The sequence below is a fragment of the Variovorax sp. 10N412 genome (genome assembly GCF_056394985.1).
On the sequence record NZ_JBFTIO010000001.1, the window covers coordinates 897390 to 918087 of the forward strand.

General features: G+C 66.9%; 20 protein-coding genes. 10 read left to right on the forward strand and 10 right to left on the reverse strand.

Annotated elements, in window-relative coordinates:
• The first annotated feature begins 13 nt into the window (after positions 1-13).
• The 6 genes from AC1DJH_RS04505 (at position 14) to accD (ending at position 7471) form a co-directional block, all read left to right on the forward strand.
• Entirely contained in the window at positions 14-2779 is a 2766-nt protein-coding gene (locus AC1DJH_RS04505; RefSeq protein WP_478184846.1) for a FimV/HubP family polar landmark protein, read from the forward strand.
• Positions 2780-2809: 30 nt separating this feature from the next.
• Positions 2810-3631 carry a tRNA pseudouridine(38-40) synthase TruA gene (gene truA / locus AC1DJH_RS04510; RefSeq protein WP_472116608.1) on the forward strand — a complete coding sequence of 274 codons (822 nt, stop codon included), beginning with the start codon at positions 2810-2812 and terminating at the stop codon, positions 3629-3631.
• The gene (locus tag AC1DJH_RS04515) at positions 3628-4329 is read left to right on the forward strand and encodes a phosphoribosylanthranilate isomerase (RefSeq protein ID WP_478184847.1); all 702 of its coding nucleotides are present in this window, start codon (positions 3628-3630) and stop codon (positions 4327-4329) included. Before truA ends, AC1DJH_RS04515 begins: the two co-directional genes overlap by 4 nt.
• Before the next feature lie 49 nt (positions 4330-4378).
• Positions 4379-5656, forward strand: coding sequence for a tryptophan synthase subunit beta (gene trpB / locus AC1DJH_RS04520; protein WP_435435277.1), 1278 nt, complete (start codon positions 4379-4381; stop codon positions 5654-5656).
• Positions 5656-6501, forward strand: coding sequence for a tryptophan synthase subunit alpha (gene trpA / locus AC1DJH_RS04525; RefSeq protein ID WP_478184848.1), 846 nt, complete (start codon positions 5656-5658; stop codon positions 6499-6501). The genes trpB and trpA overlap by 1 nt, the downstream gene beginning before the upstream one ends.
• Before the next feature lie 97 nt (positions 6502-6598).
• A complete protein-coding gene (gene accD / locus AC1DJH_RS04530) occupies positions 6599-7471 on the forward strand; it encodes an acetyl-CoA carboxylase, carboxyltransferase subunit beta (protein ID WP_435435275.1) in 873 nt (290 codons plus the stop codon).
• A gap of 75 nt (positions 7472-7546) precedes the next feature.
• On the opposite strand, the gene AC1DJH_RS04535 is transcribed toward accD, so the two are convergent.
• Positions 7547-8107 (reverse strand): YggT family protein, encoded by a 561-nt coding sequence (locus AC1DJH_RS04535; RefSeq protein WP_435435274.1) that lies wholly within the window; start codon positions 8105-8107, stop codon positions 7547-7549.
• Positions 8108-8156: 49 nt separating this feature from the next.
• On the opposite strand from AC1DJH_RS04535, the gene AC1DJH_RS04540 reads away from it, so the two are divergent.
• The 4 genes from AC1DJH_RS04540 to AC1DJH_RS04555 all read left to right on the forward strand — a co-directional run bounded on the left by AC1DJH_RS04540 (position 8157) and on the right by AC1DJH_RS04555 (position 12318).
• Entirely contained in the window at positions 8157-8801 is a 645-nt protein-coding gene (locus AC1DJH_RS04540; protein WP_478184849.1) for an LON peptidase substrate-binding domain-containing protein, read from the forward strand.
• A gap of 132 nt (positions 8802-8933) precedes the next feature.
• A complete protein-coding gene (gene lysS / locus AC1DJH_RS04545) occupies positions 8934-10499 on the forward strand; it encodes a lysine--tRNA ligase (RefSeq protein WP_478184850.1) in 1566 nt (521 codons plus the stop codon).
• Positions 10500-10501: 2 nt separating this feature from the next.
• Positions 10502-11773: an Hsp70 family protein gene (locus AC1DJH_RS04550; protein ID WP_478184851.1), complete on the forward strand. Its 1272-nt coding sequence runs from the start codon at positions 10502-10504 to the stop codon at positions 11771-11773.
• Positions 11770-12318 carry a M48 metallopeptidase family protein gene (locus tag AC1DJH_RS04555; RefSeq protein WP_478184852.1) on the forward strand — a complete coding sequence of 183 codons (549 nt, stop codon included), beginning with the start codon at positions 11770-11772 and terminating at the stop codon, positions 12316-12318. Before AC1DJH_RS04550 ends, AC1DJH_RS04555 begins: the two co-directional genes overlap by 4 nt.
• A gap of 19 nt (positions 12319-12337) precedes the next feature.
• On the opposite strand, the gene nagZ is transcribed toward AC1DJH_RS04555, so the two are convergent.
• From nagZ to lepA, 9 genes are read right to left on the reverse strand one after another with little or no spacing between them, the layout of a single operon-like run.
• Entirely contained in the window at positions 12338-13423 is a 1086-nt protein-coding gene (gene nagZ, locus AC1DJH_RS04560; RefSeq protein ID WP_478184853.1) for a beta-N-acetylhexosaminidase, read from the reverse strand.
• Positions 13420-13812, reverse strand: a complete 393-nt coding sequence (acpS, locus tag AC1DJH_RS04565; RefSeq protein WP_478184854.1) for a holo-ACP synthase — start codon at positions 13810-13812, stop codon at positions 13420-13422. The genes nagZ and acpS overlap by 4 nt, the downstream gene beginning before the upstream one ends.
• Positions 13813-13825: 13 nt before the next feature.
• Positions 13826-14602: a pyridoxine 5'-phosphate synthase gene (locus AC1DJH_RS04570; protein WP_478184855.1), complete on the reverse strand. Its 777-nt coding sequence runs from the start codon at positions 14600-14602 to the stop codon at positions 13826-13828.
• Complete coding sequence (recO, locus tag AC1DJH_RS04575; RefSeq protein ID WP_435483062.1) at positions 14599-15372, reverse strand: DNA repair protein RecO; 774 nt, start codon at positions 15370-15372, stop codon at positions 14599-14601. The genes AC1DJH_RS04570 and recO overlap by 4 nt, the downstream gene beginning before the upstream one ends.
• 1 nt (position 15373) lies before the next feature.
• Entirely contained in the window at positions 15374-16339 is a 966-nt protein-coding gene (gene era / locus AC1DJH_RS04580; protein ID WP_472116587.1) for a GTPase Era, read from the reverse strand.
• Between the two features lie 7 nt (positions 16340-16346).
• On the reverse strand, positions 16347-17033 hold the full coding sequence (rnc, locus tag AC1DJH_RS04585; RefSeq protein WP_472116584.1) for a ribonuclease III: 687 nt from the start codon (positions 17031-17033) through the stop codon (positions 16347-16349).
• A gap of 17 nt (positions 17034-17050) precedes the next feature.
• Positions 17051-17419 carry a DUF4845 domain-containing protein gene (locus AC1DJH_RS04590; RefSeq protein ID WP_435435263.1) on the reverse strand — a complete coding sequence of 123 codons (369 nt, stop codon included), beginning with the start codon at positions 17417-17419 and terminating at the stop codon, positions 17051-17053.
• A gap of 34 nt (positions 17420-17453) precedes the next feature.
• A complete protein-coding gene (lepB, locus tag AC1DJH_RS04595; protein ID WP_472116581.1) occupies positions 17454-18419 on the reverse strand; it encodes a signal peptidase I in 966 nt (321 codons plus the stop codon).
• 7 nt (positions 18420-18426) lie between these two features.
• Complete coding sequence (lepA, locus tag AC1DJH_RS04600) at positions 18427-20238, reverse strand: translation elongation factor 4 (RefSeq protein ID WP_435435261.1); 1812 nt, start codon at positions 20236-20238, stop codon at positions 18427-18429.
• Between the last annotated feature and the right edge of the window lie 460 nt (positions 20239-20698).

Consider the following 20698-nt stretch of genomic DNA (forward strand, 5'->3'; position numbering starts at 1 on the left):
GCCCCCTATCAGCATGACACGACATCTGTTGCCCGCGGCCAGCCCTTCGGCCGTTCACCTGCCCCTGCCATCGAGCGGCTGGCGCCTTTCCATCTTGGGCGCGGCGGCCGCCGTAGCCCTGGGAATCGCCAGCGCCGACGCCAGCGCCTTCACGCTGGGTCAGCTGAAGGTGCAATCGGCGCTGGGCGAGCCGTTGCGCGCGGAGATCGACGTGACCGAAATGGCCGCCAACGAGGCGGAAGGTCTGAAGATCAATATCGCGACCGCCGAAGCCTTCAAGAGCGCTGGCGTTCCATACAACGCGGCACTCAGCGACGTCAAGGCGACGCTGCAACGTCGCGCCGGCGGCCAGTACGTGGTGCGCCTGAACGGCAACCGCCCGCTGAACGACCCGTTCATCGATCTGCTGCTGGAAGCCAACGGCTCGTCGGGCCGCATCGTGCGCGACTACACCGTGCTGCTCGATCCGCCGGCCACGCGCCAGGCGGCCACGAGCACGCCGGCCGCGCCCATCGCACCCCAGATTGCCACGCCCGTCGAGCGCGCAGCCCCCGCGCCGCGTGTTCGACGTGAGCGCGCCGCACCGCCGGTTGCGACGGCGCCCTCGGCGCCTGCCGCCGCCCCGGCGGCCGCGCCCGCACCCGTCACCGCAGCCGCACCGGCCCGTGCCGCCAGCGGCGGTGGTGGTAGCGAGCAGGTCACCGTGCAGCGCGGCGACACCGCAAGCAAGATCGCTGGCGCCCACAAGCCGGCCGACGTGTCGCTCGACCAGATGCTGGTGGCACTCCTGCTCGCCAACCCCGACGCATTCGTCGGCGGCAACGTCAACCGCATGCGTGCAGGCGCCGTGCTCGACCTTCCGAGCGCCGCCGAAGCCTCGGCCGTGACGCCTGCCGAAGCGCGCCGCACCGTCACCGCGCAAAGCCGCGACTTCGGGTCGTACCGCCAACGCCTGGCAGAGAACGCACCGACCGCGAACGTTGCGGCTGCCAGCCGCAACGCCTCGGGCAAGCTGCAAGCCAATGTCGAAGACCGCAATGCCGCGGCCAGTGCACCCGACAAGCTCACGATCTCGCAAGGTAACGCCACCACCCGTGCAGCCGACGAAAAAGTCGCGCAGGCACGCCAGGCACAAGACAGCAGCAACCGCGTGGCGGAACTGTCGAAGAACATCGACGACCTGAACAAGCTCAAGGCCGCCACGGGCGCAGGTGCGGGCACGGGCTCGTCGGCACCTGCCGCGGCGTCGACCCCGTCGGCCGCCCCGGGCATCCCGGTGCCAGCGCCCTCCACCAGCGCGACGACGACGACGACGGCGCCCGCCAGCCCGGCACCCGTTGCAGCCCCTGTGGCCGCACCCGCCGCGCCCGCGCCTGAAGCGACAGCCGCTGCGCCTGTGGCCGCTGCTGCCGCGGTCGCCGCGACGCCATCGGCCGCCGACGCCGCTGCCGTGCCCGCAACGGCTGCAGCCAGCGCCGCAGCAGCCGCACCTGTGACACCTGCACCGGCCGCCAAGAAGGTCGTCGCAGCGCCGCCGCCCCCGCCGGAGCCCACTTTCCTCGAGGAACTGCTCGACAACCCGTTGATGCTCGCCGGTGGCGCGCTGATCGCGCTGCTGATCGGCTTCCTGCTGTACCGCGTGCTGGGTCGCCGGCGCGAGGAAATGAGCGAAAGCGTGTTCCTCGAGAGCCGCATCCCCAAGGACTCGTTCTTCGGCGCCAGCGGTGGCGAATCGGTCGACACCAAGAACCGCGGCGACTCCACCGTCTCGTCGCTGTCGTACTCGCCGAGCCAGCTCGACGCGGGCGATGTAGACCCCGTCGCCGAAGCCGACGTCTACTTGGCCTACGGCCGCGACCTGCAGGCCGAGGAAATCCTGCGCGAAGCATTGCGCCTGAACCCAGACCGCACCGCCATTCACCTGAAGCTGCTCGAAATCCACGCCAAGCGTCGCGACGTGCGCGCCTTCGAAAGCCTCGCCACGGAAGTGCACAAGCTGACCGGCGGCGCTGGCTCTGACTGGAACCGTGTGGTCGACATGGGCAAGGACCTCGATCCGGGCAACCCGCTGTACGAATCGGGCGCACCCCGCAGCGGTGGCGCCAGCGCCGCCGAAACGGCCGCTTTCGCAGGTGCGCTCGCCGCAGCGGCCAAGCCGGTCGCCGCACCGCCCGCCACGCCGCCGGCTGCTTCTGCACCGCCCGCGTTCGTGCCTTCGGTCGCCCCGCTGGACTTCGACCTCGACCTGATCGCGCCGCCGCCCCCCGCGCCTGCGCCGGCCCCAATCCAGAACCACGCACCGGTCGGCGCCAGCCTGCCGAAGTCGGCCTACGCACCCGCGCCGACCACGGCACGTCCCGCCGCCCCGCTGTCGAACGGCCACCTTGAAACGCCGGTCGATCTCGAGAACGATTTCGACACCGCTCCCGGCGCACTCACTGCCAACACCCTGCCCGGTTCGTTGAGCGACGTGGACAACACCCGCCCTGCCATGCTGCGCAATGCGCTGCCGGCTGACTCGGGCTTCATCGAGTTCGACATGAGCGCACTGGCCGGCCTGCCCGCGGCGCGCTCGGCCGAGACGACGCGTCCCTCGCCGATCGCCCACGACGACGACAACGGCGACGAGAGCCCGCATGCCGTCAAGCTCTCGCTCGCACGCGAACTGCAGGCCATCGGCGACGTCGAAGGCGCCCGTTCGCTGGTCGAGGAAGTCGAAGCCGAAAGCGCCGGCGAGCTCAAGACGCAGGCGCGTCAACTGCTCGCCGAGCTGCGCTGAGCGCTTGTTGCCGTCCCTGTTCCTGAATTCGTGAGGCTGGCGCTCGGCATCCGCTACAACGGCCAGGCGTACGAGGGCTGGCAGAGTCAGCGCTCGGGCCGCACGGTGCAGGACAAGCTCGAAGCGGCCCTCGCGAAATTCACCGCGCAGCCGCCGGGCACCATCAGCACGCTGTGCGCCGGCCGTACCGATGCCGGCGTGCACGGGCTGATGCAGGTGGTGCACTTCGACACCCTCATCGAGCGCGACCCTTTCTCCTGGATGCGCGGCACCAACCGCTTCCTGCCCGACGACATCGCGGTGCAGTGGGCCCAGCCGGTGCCCGACGAATTCCACTGCCGCGCCAGCGCCCTGGCGCGCCGCTACCTCTACGTGCTCTCCCAATCGCCCGTGCGGCCCAGCCTCGATACGGGCCGGGTCGGCTGGTCCATGCATGCGCTCGACGGCGACGCCATGCGCGCAGCCGCCGCGCTGCTTGTCGGCCGACACGACTTCAGCTCGTTCCGCGCCTCGGCCTGCCAGGCGCGCTCGCCGGTCAAGGACCTGCGGCGCATCGCGATCACGCGCGTCGGCGACGGCGAACGTTGCCGCTGGCATTTCGAGTTCGAGGCCGACGCCTTTCTGCACCACATGATCCGCAACCTGATGGGCTGCCTCGTGCGCATCGGCAGGGGCGACGAAAGCGTCGAGTGGATCGCCGAAGTGCTCGCGGCGCGCAGCCGCAAGGTGGCGGCACCGACCTTTTCGGCGGATGGCCTGTACTTCGTAGGTCCGTTGTACGACGCCAAGTGGGGTCTGCCGGCCGAAGCCACGCTGCAGGCCGGCGGGGCTCCGTATGATGGCCCGCCATGAGCGCGCCCACCCTCCCCCGCACCCGCATCAAGATCTGTGGCCTGACGCGTGAGGCCGACGTCGATGCGGCGGTCGATGCCGGCGCGGACGCCATCGGCTTCGTGCTGTACCAGAAAAGCCCCCGCGCCGTGACGGCCGAACGCGCCGCCGAGCTGGCCGCGCGCCTGCCGCCCTTCGTCACGCCCGTGTTGTTGTTCGTGAATGAAGATGCTCCCAAAGTCATAGCATCGCTTTCATGCGTGAAGGGCGCCATCGCCCAATTCCACGGCGACGAGACGCCCGCAGCTTGCGAAGAAGCGAGCGGCCCGGGCCGCTTTCGCTACATGCGCGCCGCCCGCATTCCGACGGGGGCTGCCGGTGTCGGCTTCGACCTCGTAAAATACGCGTCCGATTACTCCCACGCCCAGGCCATCCTGCTCGACGCCCATGTCGAAAGTTATGGTGGTGGCGGCAAGGCTTTCGATTGGTCACTTCTTCCACCCGCCGTCGACGCTCACCTCGTCTTGAGTGGTGGGCTCACACCTGCAAACGTGAGCGATGGCATTCGCATCCTGCGGACGCGCTGCAAGTCGCTGTCCGTTGATGTGAGCTCGGGCGTCGAAATCGACGGTCCCGGGAACAAGGGCCTCAAGGACGCCGGAAAGATCCGGCAGTTCGTCGCAGCAGTCAGAGCAGCCGACGCGTCCTTCTCCAGCTAGCCGCCGCACCCCGATCGTTGGTCGGGCTGCGGCCCACCGATCGAGAACCATGCAAAGCAACTACCAGCAACCCGATGCCACCGGCCACTTCGGCAACTACGGCGGCACCTTCGCGAGCGAAACGCTCACCCACGCCATCAACGAACTGCGCGATGCGTACGCTAAGTTCAAGGACGATCCGGCGTTTCTGGCCGAATTCCACTACGAGCTGAAGCACTTCGTCGGTCGCCCCTCGCCGGTCTACCACGCTGCGCGCACCAGCCGCGAGATGGGCGGCGCGCAGATCTACCTGAAGCGCGAAGACCTGAACCACACCGGCGCGCACAAGATCAACAACGTGATCGGCCAGGCGATGCTCGCGCGCCGCATGGGCAAGCCCCGCGTCATTGCCGAGACCGGCGCCGGCCAGCATGGCGTGGCGACCGCCACCATCTGCGCGCGCTACGGTCTCGAATGCGTGGTCTACATGGGCAGCCAGGACGTGAAGCGCCAGAGTCCCAACGTCTACCGCATGAACCTGCTCGGCGCGACCGTGGTGCCGGTGGAATCCGGCAGCAAGACGCTGAAGGACGCGCTGAACGAAGCCATGCGCGACTGGGTCACCAATGTGGAGGACACCTTCTACATCATCGGCACCGTCGCCGGCCCGCACCCCTACCCGACCATGGTGCGCGACTTCCAGAGCGTGATCGGCACCGAGTGCATCGCGCAGATGCCGGCCATGCTCGCGGCCGACGGGATCACCGGCGAGGCGGAAGGAAAGCAGCCCGACGTGGTGGTCGCCTGCGTGGGCGGCGGCAGCAACGCGATGGGCATCTTCCACCCCTACATTCCGTTCGCGGGCACGCGCCTGATCGGCGTGGAGGCGGCGGGCGAAGGCCTGGACAGCGGCAAGCACTCGGCCTCGATCCTGCGGGGCAGCCCCGGCGTGCTCCACGGCAACCGCACCTACCTGCTGCAGAACGAGGACGGCCAGATCACCGAGACCCACAGCATCAGCGCCGGCCTCGACTACCCGGGCGTGGGCCCCGAGCATGCGTACCTGGCCGACATCGGTCGCGCCGAGTACGTCGGCGTCACCGACGTGGAGGCGCTCGAGGCCTTCCACTACCTGTGCCGAACCGAGGGCATCATCCCCGCGCTCGAATCGAGCCACGCCGTGGCCTATGCCATGAAGCTCGCCAAGACCATGCGTCCCGACCAATCGATATTGGTCAACCTTTCGGGCCGCGGCGACAAGGACATCGGCACCGTGGCCGACCTGTCGGGCGTCGATTTCTACGACCGCCCCTCGATGCGCGGCCTGAGCGTGAAAGGAGGCAAGTGATGAGCCGCATTGCCGCAACCTTCGCCGCGCTGAAAGACGACGGCCGCCGCGCCCTCATTCCGTACGTCACCGCCGGCTTCCCCTTCGCCGACATCACGCCCGAGCTGATGCACGGCATGGTCGAGGCCGGTGCCGACGTGATCGAACTGGGTGTGCCCTTCTCCGACCCCATGGCCGACGGCCCCGTGATCCAGAAGGCCGGCGAGGCCGCGCTGGCACTGGGCGTGGGCATGACGCAGGTGCTGGCCATGGTGGCCGCCTTCCGCCAGAAGGACACGGCCACGCCCGTGGTGCTGATGGGCTATGCCAACCCGGTCGAGCGCTACGACCTCGTGCACGGCAAGAAGGCCTTCATCCGCGATGCGGCCGCGGCCGGCGTCGACGGCCTGTTGGTGGTCGACTATCCGCCCGAGGAATGCGAGGCCTTCGCCGCCGAACTGAAGGAAGCCGGCATCGACCTGATCTTCCTGCTCGCCCCGACCAGCACCGACGAGCGCATGGCCCAGGTGGCGCGCATTGCCAGCGGCTACGTGTACTACGTATCGCTCAAGGGCGTGACCGGCGCCGGCCACCTCGACACCGAGGCGGTCGGCCGCATGATTCCGCGCATTCGCCAGCACGTGAGCATTCCGGTCGGCGTGGGCTTCGGCATCCGCGACGCGCGCACGGCGCAGGCGGTCGGCTCGGCCGCCGATGCGGTCGTGATCGGCACGAAGATCATTCAACTCGTCGAAGACCAGCCGCGCGAACGCGTGGTGCCGGCGGTGCGCGAGTTCCTGGCGGGCATCCGCGAGGCGCTCGATGCGTTGCCCGCGGCTACCGCCAAGAACGCGGCTGGCCGATAATCGCTGTTGCCTCCGGCCCCTGGGCCGCGTCCCGCACGCGGCACAGGGGAGCTAATCGTCGCGAAGGTCCGCCTGTCGCGAGAACCAAGGATTGCCCATGAGCTGGCTTGAAAAACTGCTACCCGCCAAGATCGCACAAACCGACCCGTCCGAGCGCCGCCAGGTGCCCGAGGGCCTGTGGATCAAATGCCCCGCCTGCGAGACCGTTCTGTACAAGACCGACCTCGAGCACAACCAGAACGTCTGCCCGAGCTGCAGCCACCACCACCGCATCGGCGCGCGCGCGCGGCTCGACGCGTTCCTCGACCCCGAGGGCCGCTACGAACTCGGCCAGGAAGTGCTCCCGGTCGATGCCCTGAAGTTCAAGGACAGCCGCAAGTACCCCGAGCGCCTGAAGGAAGCCCTGGAAAACACCGGCGAGACCGACGCACTGGTCGTGCTCGGCGGCTCGGTCCACAGCATCAACGTGGTCGTGGCCTGCTTCGAGTTCGAATTCATGGGCGGCAGCATGGGCAGCGTGGTCGGCGAGCGCTTCGTGCGCGGCGTGGAGACCGCCATCGAGCAGAAGGTGCCCTTCATCTGCTTCACCGCCACCGGCGGCGCGCGCATGCAGGAAGGCCTGCTCTCGCTGATGCAGATGGCCAAGACCAACGCCGCGCTCACGCGCCTGGCGAAGAAGGGCCTGCCCTACATCAGCGTGCTGACCGACCCGACCATGGGTGGCGTGTCGGCCGGCTTCGCGTTCGTGGGCGACGTGGTGATCGCCGAGCCCAAGGCGCTGATCGGCTTTGCCGGCCCGCGCGTGATCGAATCGACGGTGCGCGTGACGCTGCCAGAGGGCTTCCAGCGCGCCGAGTTCCTGCAGACCAAGGGCGCCATCGACTTCATCAGCGACCGCCGCGAGCTGCGCAAGACCATCGCCAGCACGCTGGCCATGCTGCTGCGCCAGCCGGCCGACGCGGTCAGCTGAGCGAAACGGGCCGCAAGCCAACGCAAAAGGGCTCGGGTGCATTGCACCCGGGCCCTTTTGCTTGTGCGTTCAGCCTCAGAACGTCAGTTGGTAGGCGAACACCAGCAGGTTGCTCAGCACGATCGCAACGATTTGCAGCACGACGATCGCCGCCAGTGGCGACAGGTCGACCCCGCCGATCAGTGGAATGAAGCGGCGAAACGGCCGTACCAGCGGCTCGGCCAGGCGCGATATCAGGTCGAGCAGCATCGGCGAGGCGTTCGGAATCCAGGAGAGCACCGCGTAGACCACCAGCAACGCGGTCAGACCGGACACGGCCAGCTGCATCAGCCCGACCAGCGACACCAGCGGCAGCGTGGCGATGTGACCCAGGTTGCCGATCAGCAGCCACAGAAGCAGGAACTTCACCATCACCAGCAGCCAGGCAGCGATCAGGCTGGCCAGGTCCCAGCGCTTCACCGACGGCACGATGCGCCGCAGCGGCAGCACGATCCAGTCGCTGATGGCGAAGATGAAGCGCCCGAGCGGGTTGCCAAAAGGCACCCGGTGGTACTGCATGTAGAGGCGCAGCAGGCAGGCGCCGCCGAGCAGGCCGACGATCACGTCGAGGAGGAACGAGGGAATCTGATAGAGCATGAGGCGCAGCCGTGAACGGAATGCGATGATAGCGACGCAAGGCTCTCCGATGACGACTCAACCCCTTTTGCATTCACTGCCATTGTTCCCGCTCGGAACGGTCCTGTTCCCGGGTGGCCTTCTTCCATTGCGCATCTTCGAGGTCCGCTACCTCGACATGGTCGGCAAGTGCCGCAAGGCCGATGCGCCCTTCGGCGTGGTCACCCTCACCAGCGGAGCCGAAGTGCGCAAAGCCGGCGCTGAGGCCGAGCGTTTTGCCGCCGTCGGCACGCTGGCTCGGATTCGCGAGTTCGAGTCGCCGCAGAGCGGCCTGCTGCAGATCGAGTGCGTGGGCACGCAACGCTTTCGCATCCGCACCACCGAGCTGCAGAAGCACGGCCTGTGGGTCGCCGAGGTCGACGCCGTGCCCGACGACGTCGCGCTCGAGATCCCCGACGACCTGAAGCACACCGCCACCGCGCTGCGGCGCCTGATCGACACGCTGGAGGAGCGGCGCCACGCACAGGGCGAGTCGGTGCGGCTGCCCATCGAAGCGCCCTACCGGCTCGACGATTGCGGCTGGGTGGCCAACCGCTGGTGCGAGCTGGTGCCGATGCAGGCCGAACTGCGCCAGCGCATGATGGCGCTCGACAGCCCGTTGATGCGGCTGGAGCTGGTCAGCGATCTGCTGGCACGCACGGGCATCACTGAATAGCTTGCTACATTTTTTGTAGCATGTGGCGCAGGATGGACGGGCGCTAGGGGCCGCTTTTATTCAAATTCGATGGGCTAAAATGCCCAGCCCCGCGCACGCTCCCTGTTGCGCGCCATGCGCCACCCGCCTCCCATGTCCGATCACCTGACCCCCCACATCCCCACGCCCGCAGCGGCACCGGCATCCACCGTGCCTGCCGTCGACGACAACAAGCTCATCGCCGAACGCCGCGAGAAGCTCAAGCTGCTGCGCACCGCGCAGGCCGAGGGCAAGGGCGTCGCGTTCCCCAACGACTTCAAGCCGGGCCATCGCGCCGCCGCGCTCGGCGAAGCACACGCCGCCACCGAGGCCGAAGCGCTCGAGGCGCAGGCCGTTGCCGTCAGCGTGGCGGGCCGCATGATGCTCAAGCGCGTGATGGGCAAGGCCAGCTTCGCGACGCTGCAGGACGCCACGGGCCGCATCCAGCTCTACGTCACCCGCGACGCGGTGGGCGAAGAGGCCTATGCCGAATTCAAGCGCTGGGACCTCGGCGACATCCTTGGTGCCGAAGGCACGCTGATGAAGACGAAGACGGACGAACTGTCGGTCAAGGTCACGAAGCTGCGCCTGCTCACCAAGAGCCTGCGCCCCCTGCCCGGCGACTTCTACGGCATGGCCGACCAGGAGCAGAAGTACCGCCAGCGCTATGTCGACCTGATCACCGACGAGTCGGCCCGCGTGCGCTTCACAGCCCGCAGCAAGGCCGTGAGCGCGCTGCGCGAGTTCATGGTGGCCAACGACTTCCTCGAAGTCGAAACGCCCATGCTGCACCCGATTCCGGGCGGAGCGAACGCCAAGCCCTTCAAGACGCACCACAACGCGCTCGACCAGGAAATGTTCCTGCGCATCGCGCCCGAGCTGTACCTGAAGCGCCTGATCGTCGGCGGCTTCGAGCGGGTGTTCGAAATCAACCGGAGCTACCGCAACGAGGGCATCTCGGTGCGGCACAACCCCGAGTTCACGATGATGGAGTTCTACGCGGCCTACTGGAACTACCGCGACCTGATGGACTTCACCGAGACGCTGATCCGCACCATCGCCGACAAGGCCGTGGGCACGCAGCAGCTCACCTACGGCGGCAAGCCCGTCGACTTGACCCAGCCCTTCGAGCGCCTGACGATCCGCGAGGCCATCCTGAAGTACACCGACGCCGGCGAGGGTGTCGACGACAGCGCCTGGCTCATCAGCGCCCTGCGCAAGATCGGCCTGAGCGAAGAAAAGGACAAGCTCTCGCAGCGCAGCCTGGCCAGCCTGCAGGTGATGTACTTCGAGGAAACCGTGGAAGAAAAGCTCTGGCAGCCGACCTTCATCATGGAACACCCGACCGAGATCTCGCCGCTGGCGCGCGCCAACGACGAGCGCCCCGAGGTCACCGAACGCTTCGAGCTCTACATCACCGGCCGCGAGTTCGGCAACGGCTTCAGCGAGCTGAACGACGCCGAAGACCAGGCCGCGCGCTTCAACGCGCAGGTGGCCGCCAAGGACAGCGGCGACGACGAAGCCATGTTCTACGACCACGACTTCGTGCGCGCGCTCGAATACGGCATGCCGCCCACCGGCGGCTGCGGCATCGGCATCGACCGTCTGATGATGCTGCTGACCGATTCGCCGAGCATTCGCGACGTGATCCTGTTCCCCGCGCTGCGCAGGGAATCTTGAGCATGCCGTCACCGTCGTCGCTGCCGACGATCGGCATCGACTTCGGCACCTCCAATTCCGCCGTGGCCTGCCGGGTCGACGGCGTGGCCCGCCTGCTGCCCATCGAAGGCGCGGCCACCACGCTGCCCACCGCGATCTTCTTCAACGCCGAAGACCGCACCACGCATTTCGGCCGCGATGCCGTCGCCCAGTACCTGTCGGGCACCGAAGGCCGGCTGATGCGTTCGCTCAAGAGCCTGCTGGGCAGCGCGCTGATGCAGGAGAAGACGGCCGTCTATGACGGCTTGGTGAGCTTCGAGGACATCATCGCGCGCTTCCTGCGCGAACTGGCCGTGCGCGCCGGCCGCGAGCTCGGCCAGTTGCCCGAACGCGTGGTGATCGGGCGGCCCGTGCACTTCGTGGACGACGACTCGAAGCGCGACGAGCGGGCCGAAGAAAGCCTGCGCATCGCGGCGCGCGCGGCGGGCTTCCGCGAGATCGCCTTCCAGCTCGAACCGATTGCCGCGGCCTTCGACTACGAGCAGCGCATCGTCAAGGAATCGATCGTGCTCATCGTCGACATCGGCGGCGGCACCTCCGACTTCACCGTCGTGCGCGTGGGGCCCGAGCGTGCCGCGCGCGACGACCGCAGCGACGACGTGCTGGCCACCAGCGGCGTGCACATCGGCGGCACCGACTTCGACCAGCGCCTGAACCTCGAGCGCGTGATGCCGCACTTCGGCTTTCGCCACCACGGCCCGCAGGGGCGCGAGGTGCCGAGCAAGGTGTTCTTCGAGCTCTCTTCCTGGCACCTGATCAACTGGCTCTACGCCGCCAAGGCGGTGCGCCAGGCCAAGGACCTGCGCACGAGCTACAGCGACACGCGGCTGCATGACCGGCTGATGGCCGTGCTCGAGGAACGGCACGGGCATCGCATCGCGAGCGCGGTGGAAGCGGCCAAGATCGATGCTTCGGTGAGCGACGCGGAAACGTCCATCGACCTCTCTTGCGCGGAAGCCGGCCTCGTGGCGTCGCTCTCACCCGCCGACATGGCGCAGCAGCTGGCCACCCCGCTAGAGAACGTGATCGCCTGCGCGCACGCCTGTGTCAAGCGCGCGGGTATGCGCAGCGGCGACCTCGACGCCATCTACCTCACCGGTGGTTCGTCCGCGCTGCGGCCCTTCCAGCACGCGCTGCGCAAGAGCTTCGTCGGGGTGAACCTGGTCGAGGGCGACCTGTTCGGCGGCGTGGCCACCGGCCTGGCCTGCGCGGCCCGCACGCAGCGCCGGCCATGAAGTACCTGGCGGGCTATCCGGCGTCCCTGCTGGACCAGGTCCGCCAGCTGGTGGCCGAAGACAAGCTGGCGTCGCTGCTGACCCGCCGCTACCCCGACGGTCCGCACAGCATCCAGACGGACCGCGCGCTCTACGAGTACGTGAGCGAACTCAAGAGCGAGTTCATGCGCAAGGCCGAGCCGCTGTCCAAGGTGATGTTCGACAACAAGCTGCACGTGATCCGCAACGCGCTGGGTACGCACACCACGGTGTCGCGCGTGCAGGGCGGCAAGCTCAAGGCCAAGCGGGAGATCCGCGTGGCCAGCCTGTTCAAGGGCGTGCCGCTGGCGTGGCTGCGGATGATCGTGGTGCACGAACTGGCGCACATGAAGGAGCGCGACCACGACAAGGCGTTCTATGCACTGTGCTCGCACATGGAGCCGAACTACTCGCAGTTCGAGTTCGATCTGCGGCTGTACCTGACCCACCTGGACACGGGCGGCGAGCGCCTCTGGACTGCAGCAAGCTCAGGCATCGAGCCACCTGAACGCCCTCCCCGGCCATAGCCGGGTCGGCGCAGGCGCCTCAGATGTCCATCGTTCGCCTGGCATCGCGATAGGCGCGCGAAGCCACAAGCGACGACCAATCGGTTGCAACATCCCGCGGCAGCAGCGCCTGGCGACGCGCCTCGCTGATCGCGTCCGGCACCCACCGTCCGGCGTGCGCCGCCGCGTCGAAACCATCGAGGAACTCGTCGAGTGCAAGCCCCTCCCCGATGCTCTGGTTGCACAGCATGGCCAGGTCGCAGCCCGCTTCGAGCGCGGCCAGCGCCGCATCGGTATAGCTGAGCAGTTCACCGTCGATGTAGCGCCCGGCCTCCATGCTCAGGTCGTCGCTGAACACCGCGCCGTCGAACGCAAGACGCTGCCGCAGGATCGCCTGGAGCCACTTCGGCGAAAACCCCGCGGGCCGCTTGTCGACCTTCGGATAGATCACATGCGCCGGCATCACCGCGGTGAGCGTGCCGGCGAGCCAGTCGTACGGCCGGGCGTCGTCGGCCAGGATGTCCTTGAGCGCGCGCTTGTCGACCGGAATTTCGACATGCGAGTCGGCGGTGACGAAGCCGTGCCCCGGAAAATGCTTGCCGCAGTTGCGCATGCCCATCTGCAGCATGCCGTGCATGACGCTCTTGGCCAGCAGCGCCACCACGCGCGGGTCGCGGTGAAAGCTGCGGTTGCCGATGACGCTGCTGCCGCCGTAGTCGAGGTCGAGCACGGGCGCAAAGCTGAAGTCGACGCCGCAGGCACGCAACTCGCCGGCCAGCACCTGCCCGGCGGCGGTGGCCGCCTGGGTGGCACGCATGGCGTCGCGCATCCAGAGTTCGCCCAACGCGCGCATCGACGGCAAATGCGTGAAGCCGTCGGTGCGAAAGCGCTGCACGCGCCCGCCTTCATGGTCGACGCAGATCAGCAGGTCGGGCCGGATCGCCTTGATCTCGGCGTTGAGCGCGGTCATCTGCGCGCGGTCCCGCCAGTTGCGGGCGAAATGGATCACGCCGCCCACCCATGGGTTCGCGAGGCGCCGGCGGTCGGCAGCGTCGAGTTCCGTGCCCGCCACGTCGATGATCAGCGGCGAATGCAGGGTCTGGGGGCGGTCGAGCCCGGGGGTCATAGCTTCTCCACCACCACGAAGCTCGCGGCGTATTCGGTTTCGTCGGTCACGGTGACGTGGGCGGTGAGCCCCTGCGCCTCGAACCACGCCTTCAGCTCGCCATGCAGCACGATGACGGGCTTGCCGCTGCGCAGGTTGGCGATTTCGCACAGGCGCCAGCTCATCGGCATGCGCATGCCCATGCCGATGGCCTTGCTGAAGGCCTCCTTGGCGGAAAAGCGGGTGGCGAGGTAGCTCAGGCCGCGCTTGGGCCAGCGCGCGCTCCGGGTCTGCCAGACGGCGAATTCGCCGTCGCTCAGCACCTTGCGGGCAAAGCGTTCGCCCTGGCGCTCGAAGGTGGCGGCGATGCGACGCAGGTCGCAGATGTCGGTGCCAATGCCGTAGATCATGCGGCGCCGGCTTTCACTGCGCCTCGCTGATGCAACGCAGGTAGTCGCGCGTGGCGGCCGTATAGCCCAGCTCGAGCGCATCGGCCACGAAGGCGTGGCCGATCGAGACCTCCTGCACACCGGGCACAGCGCGCAGGAACGCGGTGAGGTTGTCGCGGCTCAGGTCGTGCCCGGCGTTGACGCCCAGGCCCGCGGCCAGCGCCGCGCGCGCCGTTTCCGCATAGCGCGCCAGCACGGCCTGCTCGTTCGGCGTGCCGCGCGAGGCGGCGTAGCCTTCGGTGTAGAGCTCGACGCGGTCGGCGCCCACGGCCTTGGCCGCGGCCATCATCTCGGGGACAGGGTCCATGAACAGGCTGACGCGCACGCCCAGTGCCTTGGCTTCGGCGATCAACGGGCGCAGGCGCTCGGCGTCGTCGGGGAAGGTCCAGCCGTGGTCGCTGGTCGACTGGGTTTCGCTGTCGGGCACGAAGGTGGCCTGGTGCGGCTTCAGCGCGCGCACGAAGTCCATCAGGTTCTGGAAGGGGTTGCCCTCGATGTTGAACTCGACGGCCGGCCAGTCGGTGGCGAGCAGCGCCGAGAGGTCGCTCACGTCGTGCGCGCGGATGTGGCGCGCGTCGGGGCGCGGGTGCACGGTGATGCCCTGCGCGCCGGCCGCCAGGCACGCCTGGGCGGCCGTCACCACGCTCGGAATGCCCAGGTGGCGCGTGTTGCGCACCAGGGCGACCTTGTTGAGGTTGACGGACAGGGCGGTGGTGGTGCCAGCATGGCCGGCGTGGCCTGGAGTGCTCATAGTGCTTGCAGATCTCTCATCATTTGCCGCGTGCGCAGCGTGGACACGCCGCAATGGTAGTTGAGCAAGGCGCGCAGCTGGTTGCGCAGGGCGCTGTTGCTGCCGGCGTTCATGACGGCAATCTCACGCAGCGTGGCGGTGAAGGGCGCACGGTCGTCAAGCACGTCCTGCAGCGCCTGCCAGTCGGCGCCGGCCAGCGCGGGTTCGCCGTCGACCGCTTGGCGCAAGCCGGCCTCGGGCACGAGGCTGTAGCGCGTGGCGGCGTCGAGCGGCTCCAGCGTCAGGGTCTGCACGTCGAGCGATGGCAGCAGGCCCACGCCGCGAAGCAGCAGCAGCTCGAAAGCCCGCAGCGCGGCCGCCTGCGTGGCCGCCTGGGCGCCGGCATGGTCGCCCGCCAGCACCTGCACGACGCCCGCATAGGCGTCGAACAGCGCCTCGTGCGCGTCGTCGCGCGCCAGCAGGCGCAGCAGCAATTCGTTGACGTAGTAGCCCGACAGCAGCGCCTCGCCGGTCGGCATGACATGCCCGCCCATCCATTCGGCGCCCTTGAGCGTGCGGATCTCGGCGTCGCCGCCGTAGTTGAGCTGCAAGGGCTGCAGCGGCAGCAGCACCGGGCGGAAGTTGGAACTCGGCCGCTTCGCCCCCTTGGCCACCAGCGCGATGCGCCCGTGGTGGCGGGTGAAGACCTCCAGGATCAGGCTCGACTCGCTCCAGTCGTAGCGATGGAGCACATAGGCCGGTTCGTGCGAAACGCGGTGGGCGGCGGCCACTTCATTCGTAGCCGAAGGAGCGCACGCGGGCCTCGTCGTCCGCCCAGCCGGAGCGCACCTTCACCCACAGTTCGAGGAACACCTTGGCGTCGGCCAGCTTCTCGAGCTCGACACGCGTTTCCATGCCGATGCGCTTGATGCGCTCGCCCTTGTCGCCGATCACCATGGCCTTGTGGCTGTCGCGCTCCACCACGATGGTGGCGGCAATGCGCAGCAGGCGCTTGTGGCCCTTCTTCTGGGGCGGCTCTTCCTCGAACTTGTCGATGATGACAGTCGAGGTGTAGGGAAGTTCGTCGCCGGTCAGGCGGAACAGCTTCTCGCGCACCAGTTCGCCGGCGAGGAACTTCTCGCTGCGGTCGGTGAGTTCGTCCTCGGCATAGAACCAGGGCTGCTCGGGCAGGTACTTCTCGCAGATGCCGAACACGCGCTCGACGTCCTTGGCGTTCTTGGCGGACATCGGCACGAACTCGGCGAAGGCGTGCTTCTCCTGCATGGTCTGCAGCCAGGGCGCGATGTCGCCGCGGCGGTGCACGTTGTCCAGCTTGTTGGCCAACAGCACCGTCGGAATGCCCTTGCCGAGCAGCTTGAGCACGCGTTCGTCGGCCGGCGTAAAGCTGCCGGCCTCGACCACGAACAGGATCAGGTCCACGTCGCCGACCGCGCCCTGCACGGTCTTGTTGAGCGACTTGTTCAGGGCGTTGGCATGCAGGGTCTGGAAGCCCGGCGTGTCGACGAACACGAACTGCGTGGCGCCGCGCGTGCGCATGCCGGTGATGCGGTGACGCGTGGTCTGCGCCTTGCGCGAGGTGATGCTGATCTTCTGGCCGACCAGCGCATTGAGCAGCGTCGACTTGCCCACATTGGGCTTGCCGACGATGGCGATGAGGCCGCAATGTTGAGGGCCGTTTGCGGCTGCATCGCCTGCGGTGTCTTCGGGTCCCGCTACGGGATTAATAGCATCGTTCATTCTGATTTCACGCGGCGCCGCGTGCCTTGATGCGGATCAACATGGCGGCGGCTGCCGCCTGCTCGCCAGCGCGGCGTGACCCGCCGATGCCGCGTTCGCGAAGGCCCAACTCGGACACTTCGCACTCGACATCGAAAGTCTGCTTGTGCGCGGCGCCCAGTGTGGCGGCCACGCGGTACAACGGCAGCTTCATTTTGTGACCCTGCAGCCATTCCTGCAATTCGGTCTTGGGGTCCTTGGCCGCCGCGTCCATGCGCGGGTTGATCTCGACCGCCTCGTAGAGCCGGCGAACCAGCGCCTCGGCGGCTGAGAAGCCGGCGTCGAGGTAGACCGCGCCGATCAGCGCCTCGAGCGCATCGGCCAGGATCGACGGACGGCTGGGCCCGCCTGAACGTGCCTCGCCTTCGCCGAGTTTCAGCAGCGGCGACAGCGCCAGCCCGACCGCCAGGCGGTGCAGGGTGTCCTGCTTGACCAGGTTGGCCCGCACGCGCGACAGGTCGCCCTCGGGCAAGGCCGAGAGCCGGATGTAGAGCAGGTGCGACACCGCCAGGTTCAACACCGAGTCGCCGAGAAACTCGAGGCGCTCGTTGTGGTCGGACGAAAAGCTGCGGTGCGTGAGCGCGAGCTGGAGCAGCCGCGGGTCGGAGAAGGTGTGCTGGAGACGCGCCTGCAGCGCGACGAGGCTGCCGTCCACCTTTTTAAGCGCCGCGTTCAGCGGGACGCGCCCTTGTACTTGAGGGTCAGGTAGGCCGGGCCGAACAGGGGAATCTCGCGCTCGTACGCATACGAAACGACGACCTTGTCGCCGACCTTCTTGATATCAAGGTCCTTGCCGCTGACCGACTTGAAGTCGTCGATGGCCTGGGCCCGGTCGAAGATGGCGCGCACTTCGGGCACGGTCGTGCCCTCCTTGGCCTTGTTGGCGGCCTTGTCGATCGCCTGCCATTCGATCAGCGTCGGAATGACCTGCGCGACGACGACGCCCACGCAAGCGAGCACCACCGCGACGAACACCAACCCGATGAACGAAATGCCGCGCTGCTGCGCAGCCCTGCTGCGAACTGACCGATGTGTTCTCATGCCCTCTTACCCCTCGAACAATGCTGGTGATTGTTTATTGAAACGGACCGATGCGACCCAGATCGCCGAAGTTCATCCAGACAAAGAACGCCCTGCCGACGATGTTGCCGTCCGGCACGAAACCCCAGAAACGCGAGTCGGCCGAATTATCGCGGTTGTCGCCCATCATGAAGTAGCTTCCGGCGGGCACCTTGCAGACCACGCCCTCCACCGAGTAGCGGCAGTTTTCGCGGCCCGGGAAATCACTGGCGCCGGGCACGAAGGATGGTGCGGCGTCGTCGTTCAGGATCTTGTGCTGCTTCTCGCCCAGCTTCTCGTCGAACTGCTTGAGCAGGCGCATCGATTCGCTGTCGAGGTAGTCGGCATCGGGCTGCTTGGACACCGGCTGGCCGTTGATGGTGAGCTTCTTGTTCAGGTAGGCCACCTCGTCTCCGGGAAGGCCGACCACGCGCTTGATGTAGTCCATGCTCGGCTTGGGCGGGTAGCGGAACACCACCACGTCGCCGTGCGCCAGCGGCGTGCCGTCGGTGATCTTGGTGTTGATGACCGGCAGGCGCAGGCCGTAAGTGAACTTGTTGACCAGGATCAGGTCGCCGGTCAGCAGCGTGGGCATCATCGAGCCCGACGGGATCTTGAAGGGCTCGTACAGGAACGAGCGCAGCAGGAACACCACCAGGATCACGGGGAACAGCCCGGCTGTCCAGTCGAGCCACCAGGGCTGCATCAGCAGCCGTTCGCTGGCCTTCGCGTCGGCGGTGTCCACCTGCTTGATGCCCTGCTCAGCCAGGCGCGCGTTGCGCTCGGCCAGGGAGGCTTCCAGCCTGGCGGCCGCGTGCAGCCGCTTCGGCAGGAAGTAGAAGCGCTCGGCCACCCAGTAGAGGCCGGTGATCACCGTGGCCAGGAACAGCAGCAATGCGAAGTTGCCTTCGATCGCGCCGAAATACCACGAACCGACATAGGCAGCGAAAGCCGCAAGGACCAGGGAGGTGATGAATGCCATTTTTTGATCAGTCTTCGACTTGCAGAATCGCGAGGAAGGCCTCTTGCGGGACCTCGACAGAGCCGATCTGCTTCATTCTTTTCTTGCCCGCCTTCTGCTTCTCGAGCAGCTTCTTCTTGCGGGAGATGTCGCCGCCGTAGCACTTGGCCAGCACGTTCTTGCGAAGCGCCTTGATTGTCTCACGCGCAATGATGGTGACCCCGATGGCCGCCTGGATCGCCACGTCGTACATCTGGCGTGAAATGATCTCGCGCATCTTCGCCACCACGGCCCGGCCGCGGTACTGCGACTGGCTGCGGTGCACGATGATGGACAGCGCATCGACCTTCTCGCCATTCAGCAGGATGTCGACCTTGACCACATCGGACGCGCGGTACTCCTTGAACTCGTAGTCCATCGAGGCGTAGCCGCGGCTCACCGACTTCAGCTTGTCGAAGAAGTCGAGCACGATCTCGCCCAGCGGCATCTCGTAGGTCAGCATGACCTGGCGGCCGTGGTAGGCCATGTTCAGCTGCACGCCGCGTTTCTGGTTGGCCAGCGTCATCACCGAGCCTACGTACTCCTGCGGCATGTAGAGATGCACCGTGACGATGGGCTCGCGGATTTCCGACATCCGGCCGACGTCGGGCATCTTGGACGGGTTCTCGACCATGATCACTTCGCCGTCGTTCCTGACCACCTGGTAGACCACGCTGGGGGCGGTGGTGATGAGGTCCTGGTCGAACTCGCGCTCCAGGCGCTCCTGCACGATTTCCATGTGCAGCAGGCCGAGGAAGCCGCAGCGGAAGCCGAAGCCGAGCGCCTGGCTCACCTCGGGCTCGTAGCGCAGCGAGGAATCGTTGAGCTTGAGCTTTTCGAGCGCGTCGCGCAGCGAGTCGTACTCGCTCGCTTCGGTCGGGTACAGGCCCGCGAACACCTGCGGCTGGATTTCCTTGAAGCCGGGCAACGCCTCGGTGGCCGTGGCCGCTGCGCCACCGGTGCCGGGCCTGATCAGCGTGACGGTGTCCCCGACCTTGGCCGCCTGCAACTCCTTGATGCCCGCGATGATGTAGCCCACCTCGCCGGCCTCGAGCGAAGGGCGCGGTTCGTTGCCGGGAGTGAACACACCGATGCTGTCGGCGTTGTACATCGCGCCGGACGCCATCATCTTGATGCGCTCGCCCTTGACGAGCCGTCCGTCGACCACGCGCACTAGCATGACGACGCCGACGTACGCGTCGAACCAGCTGTCGACGATCATGGCGCGCAGCGGCCCGTCGGGGTTGCCGCGCGGCGCGGGCATGCGGGCAATGATGGCCTCGAGAATCTCGTCGATGCCGACGCCGGTCTTCGCCGAGCAAGGAATCGCGTCGGTCGCGTCGATGCCGATCACGTCTTCGATTTCGGTGCGCGCGTTGTCGAGATCCGCATTCGGCAGATCGATCTTGTTGAGCACCGGCACCACCTCGACGCCGAGGTCGAGCGCGGTGTAGCAGTTGGCGACCGTCTGCGCTTCGACGCCTTGCGATGCGTCGACGACGAGCAGCGCGCCCTCGCATGCAGACAGCGAACGACTCACTTCATACGAGAAGTCGACATGACCCGGCGTATCGATCAGATTGAGGTTGTAGACCTGCCCATCGAGGGCCTTGTAGTGCAGTGCGGCGGTCTGTGCCTTGATGGTTATCCCACGCTCTTTTTCGATGTCCATCGAATCGAGCACCTGCGCTTCCATGTCGCGTTCCGCGAGGCCGCCGCAACGCTGGATCAAACGGTCTGCGAGCGTCGACTTGCCGTGGTCGATGTGCGCAATGATCGAAAAATTTCTGATGTGATTCATCAACGGGAACGTTTAAGTACTTGAATTGGCTCAGCCGCAGAGTGCGACGGGCAAGAAAAAAGGGCGCGTCTTCTGGAGACGCGCCCTGAACCAACAAGCAATGGCAACTGCAGTAGTTGGAACTTCATTGTAGGCAAAAAGGGAGACGCGTACATCCGGGAACAGGGTCCAAAGGGGTCGTTGCAGGTCCACAACATCAAAGATATAAACAGGTTATCAACAGGATCGGTGGAGCACTTGCTGAACAACTTGTGGGCGATCTGTGGAGCACCGGTGGACTGCTGTCTAACATCTCGCATCGTGAAGGTCCGGGCGCTCCTTATGCGCTGACCGACCATCGCGAGCGCCCTATTCTACCGAAATCCGTCCTTAGCCTATATATAAGTTAGTTTTCACTAACAATTACCAGTGCTTTCAGCCCCCAAGATTTTTTTCACGGGCTGCCGCAGAACGTCGTAAA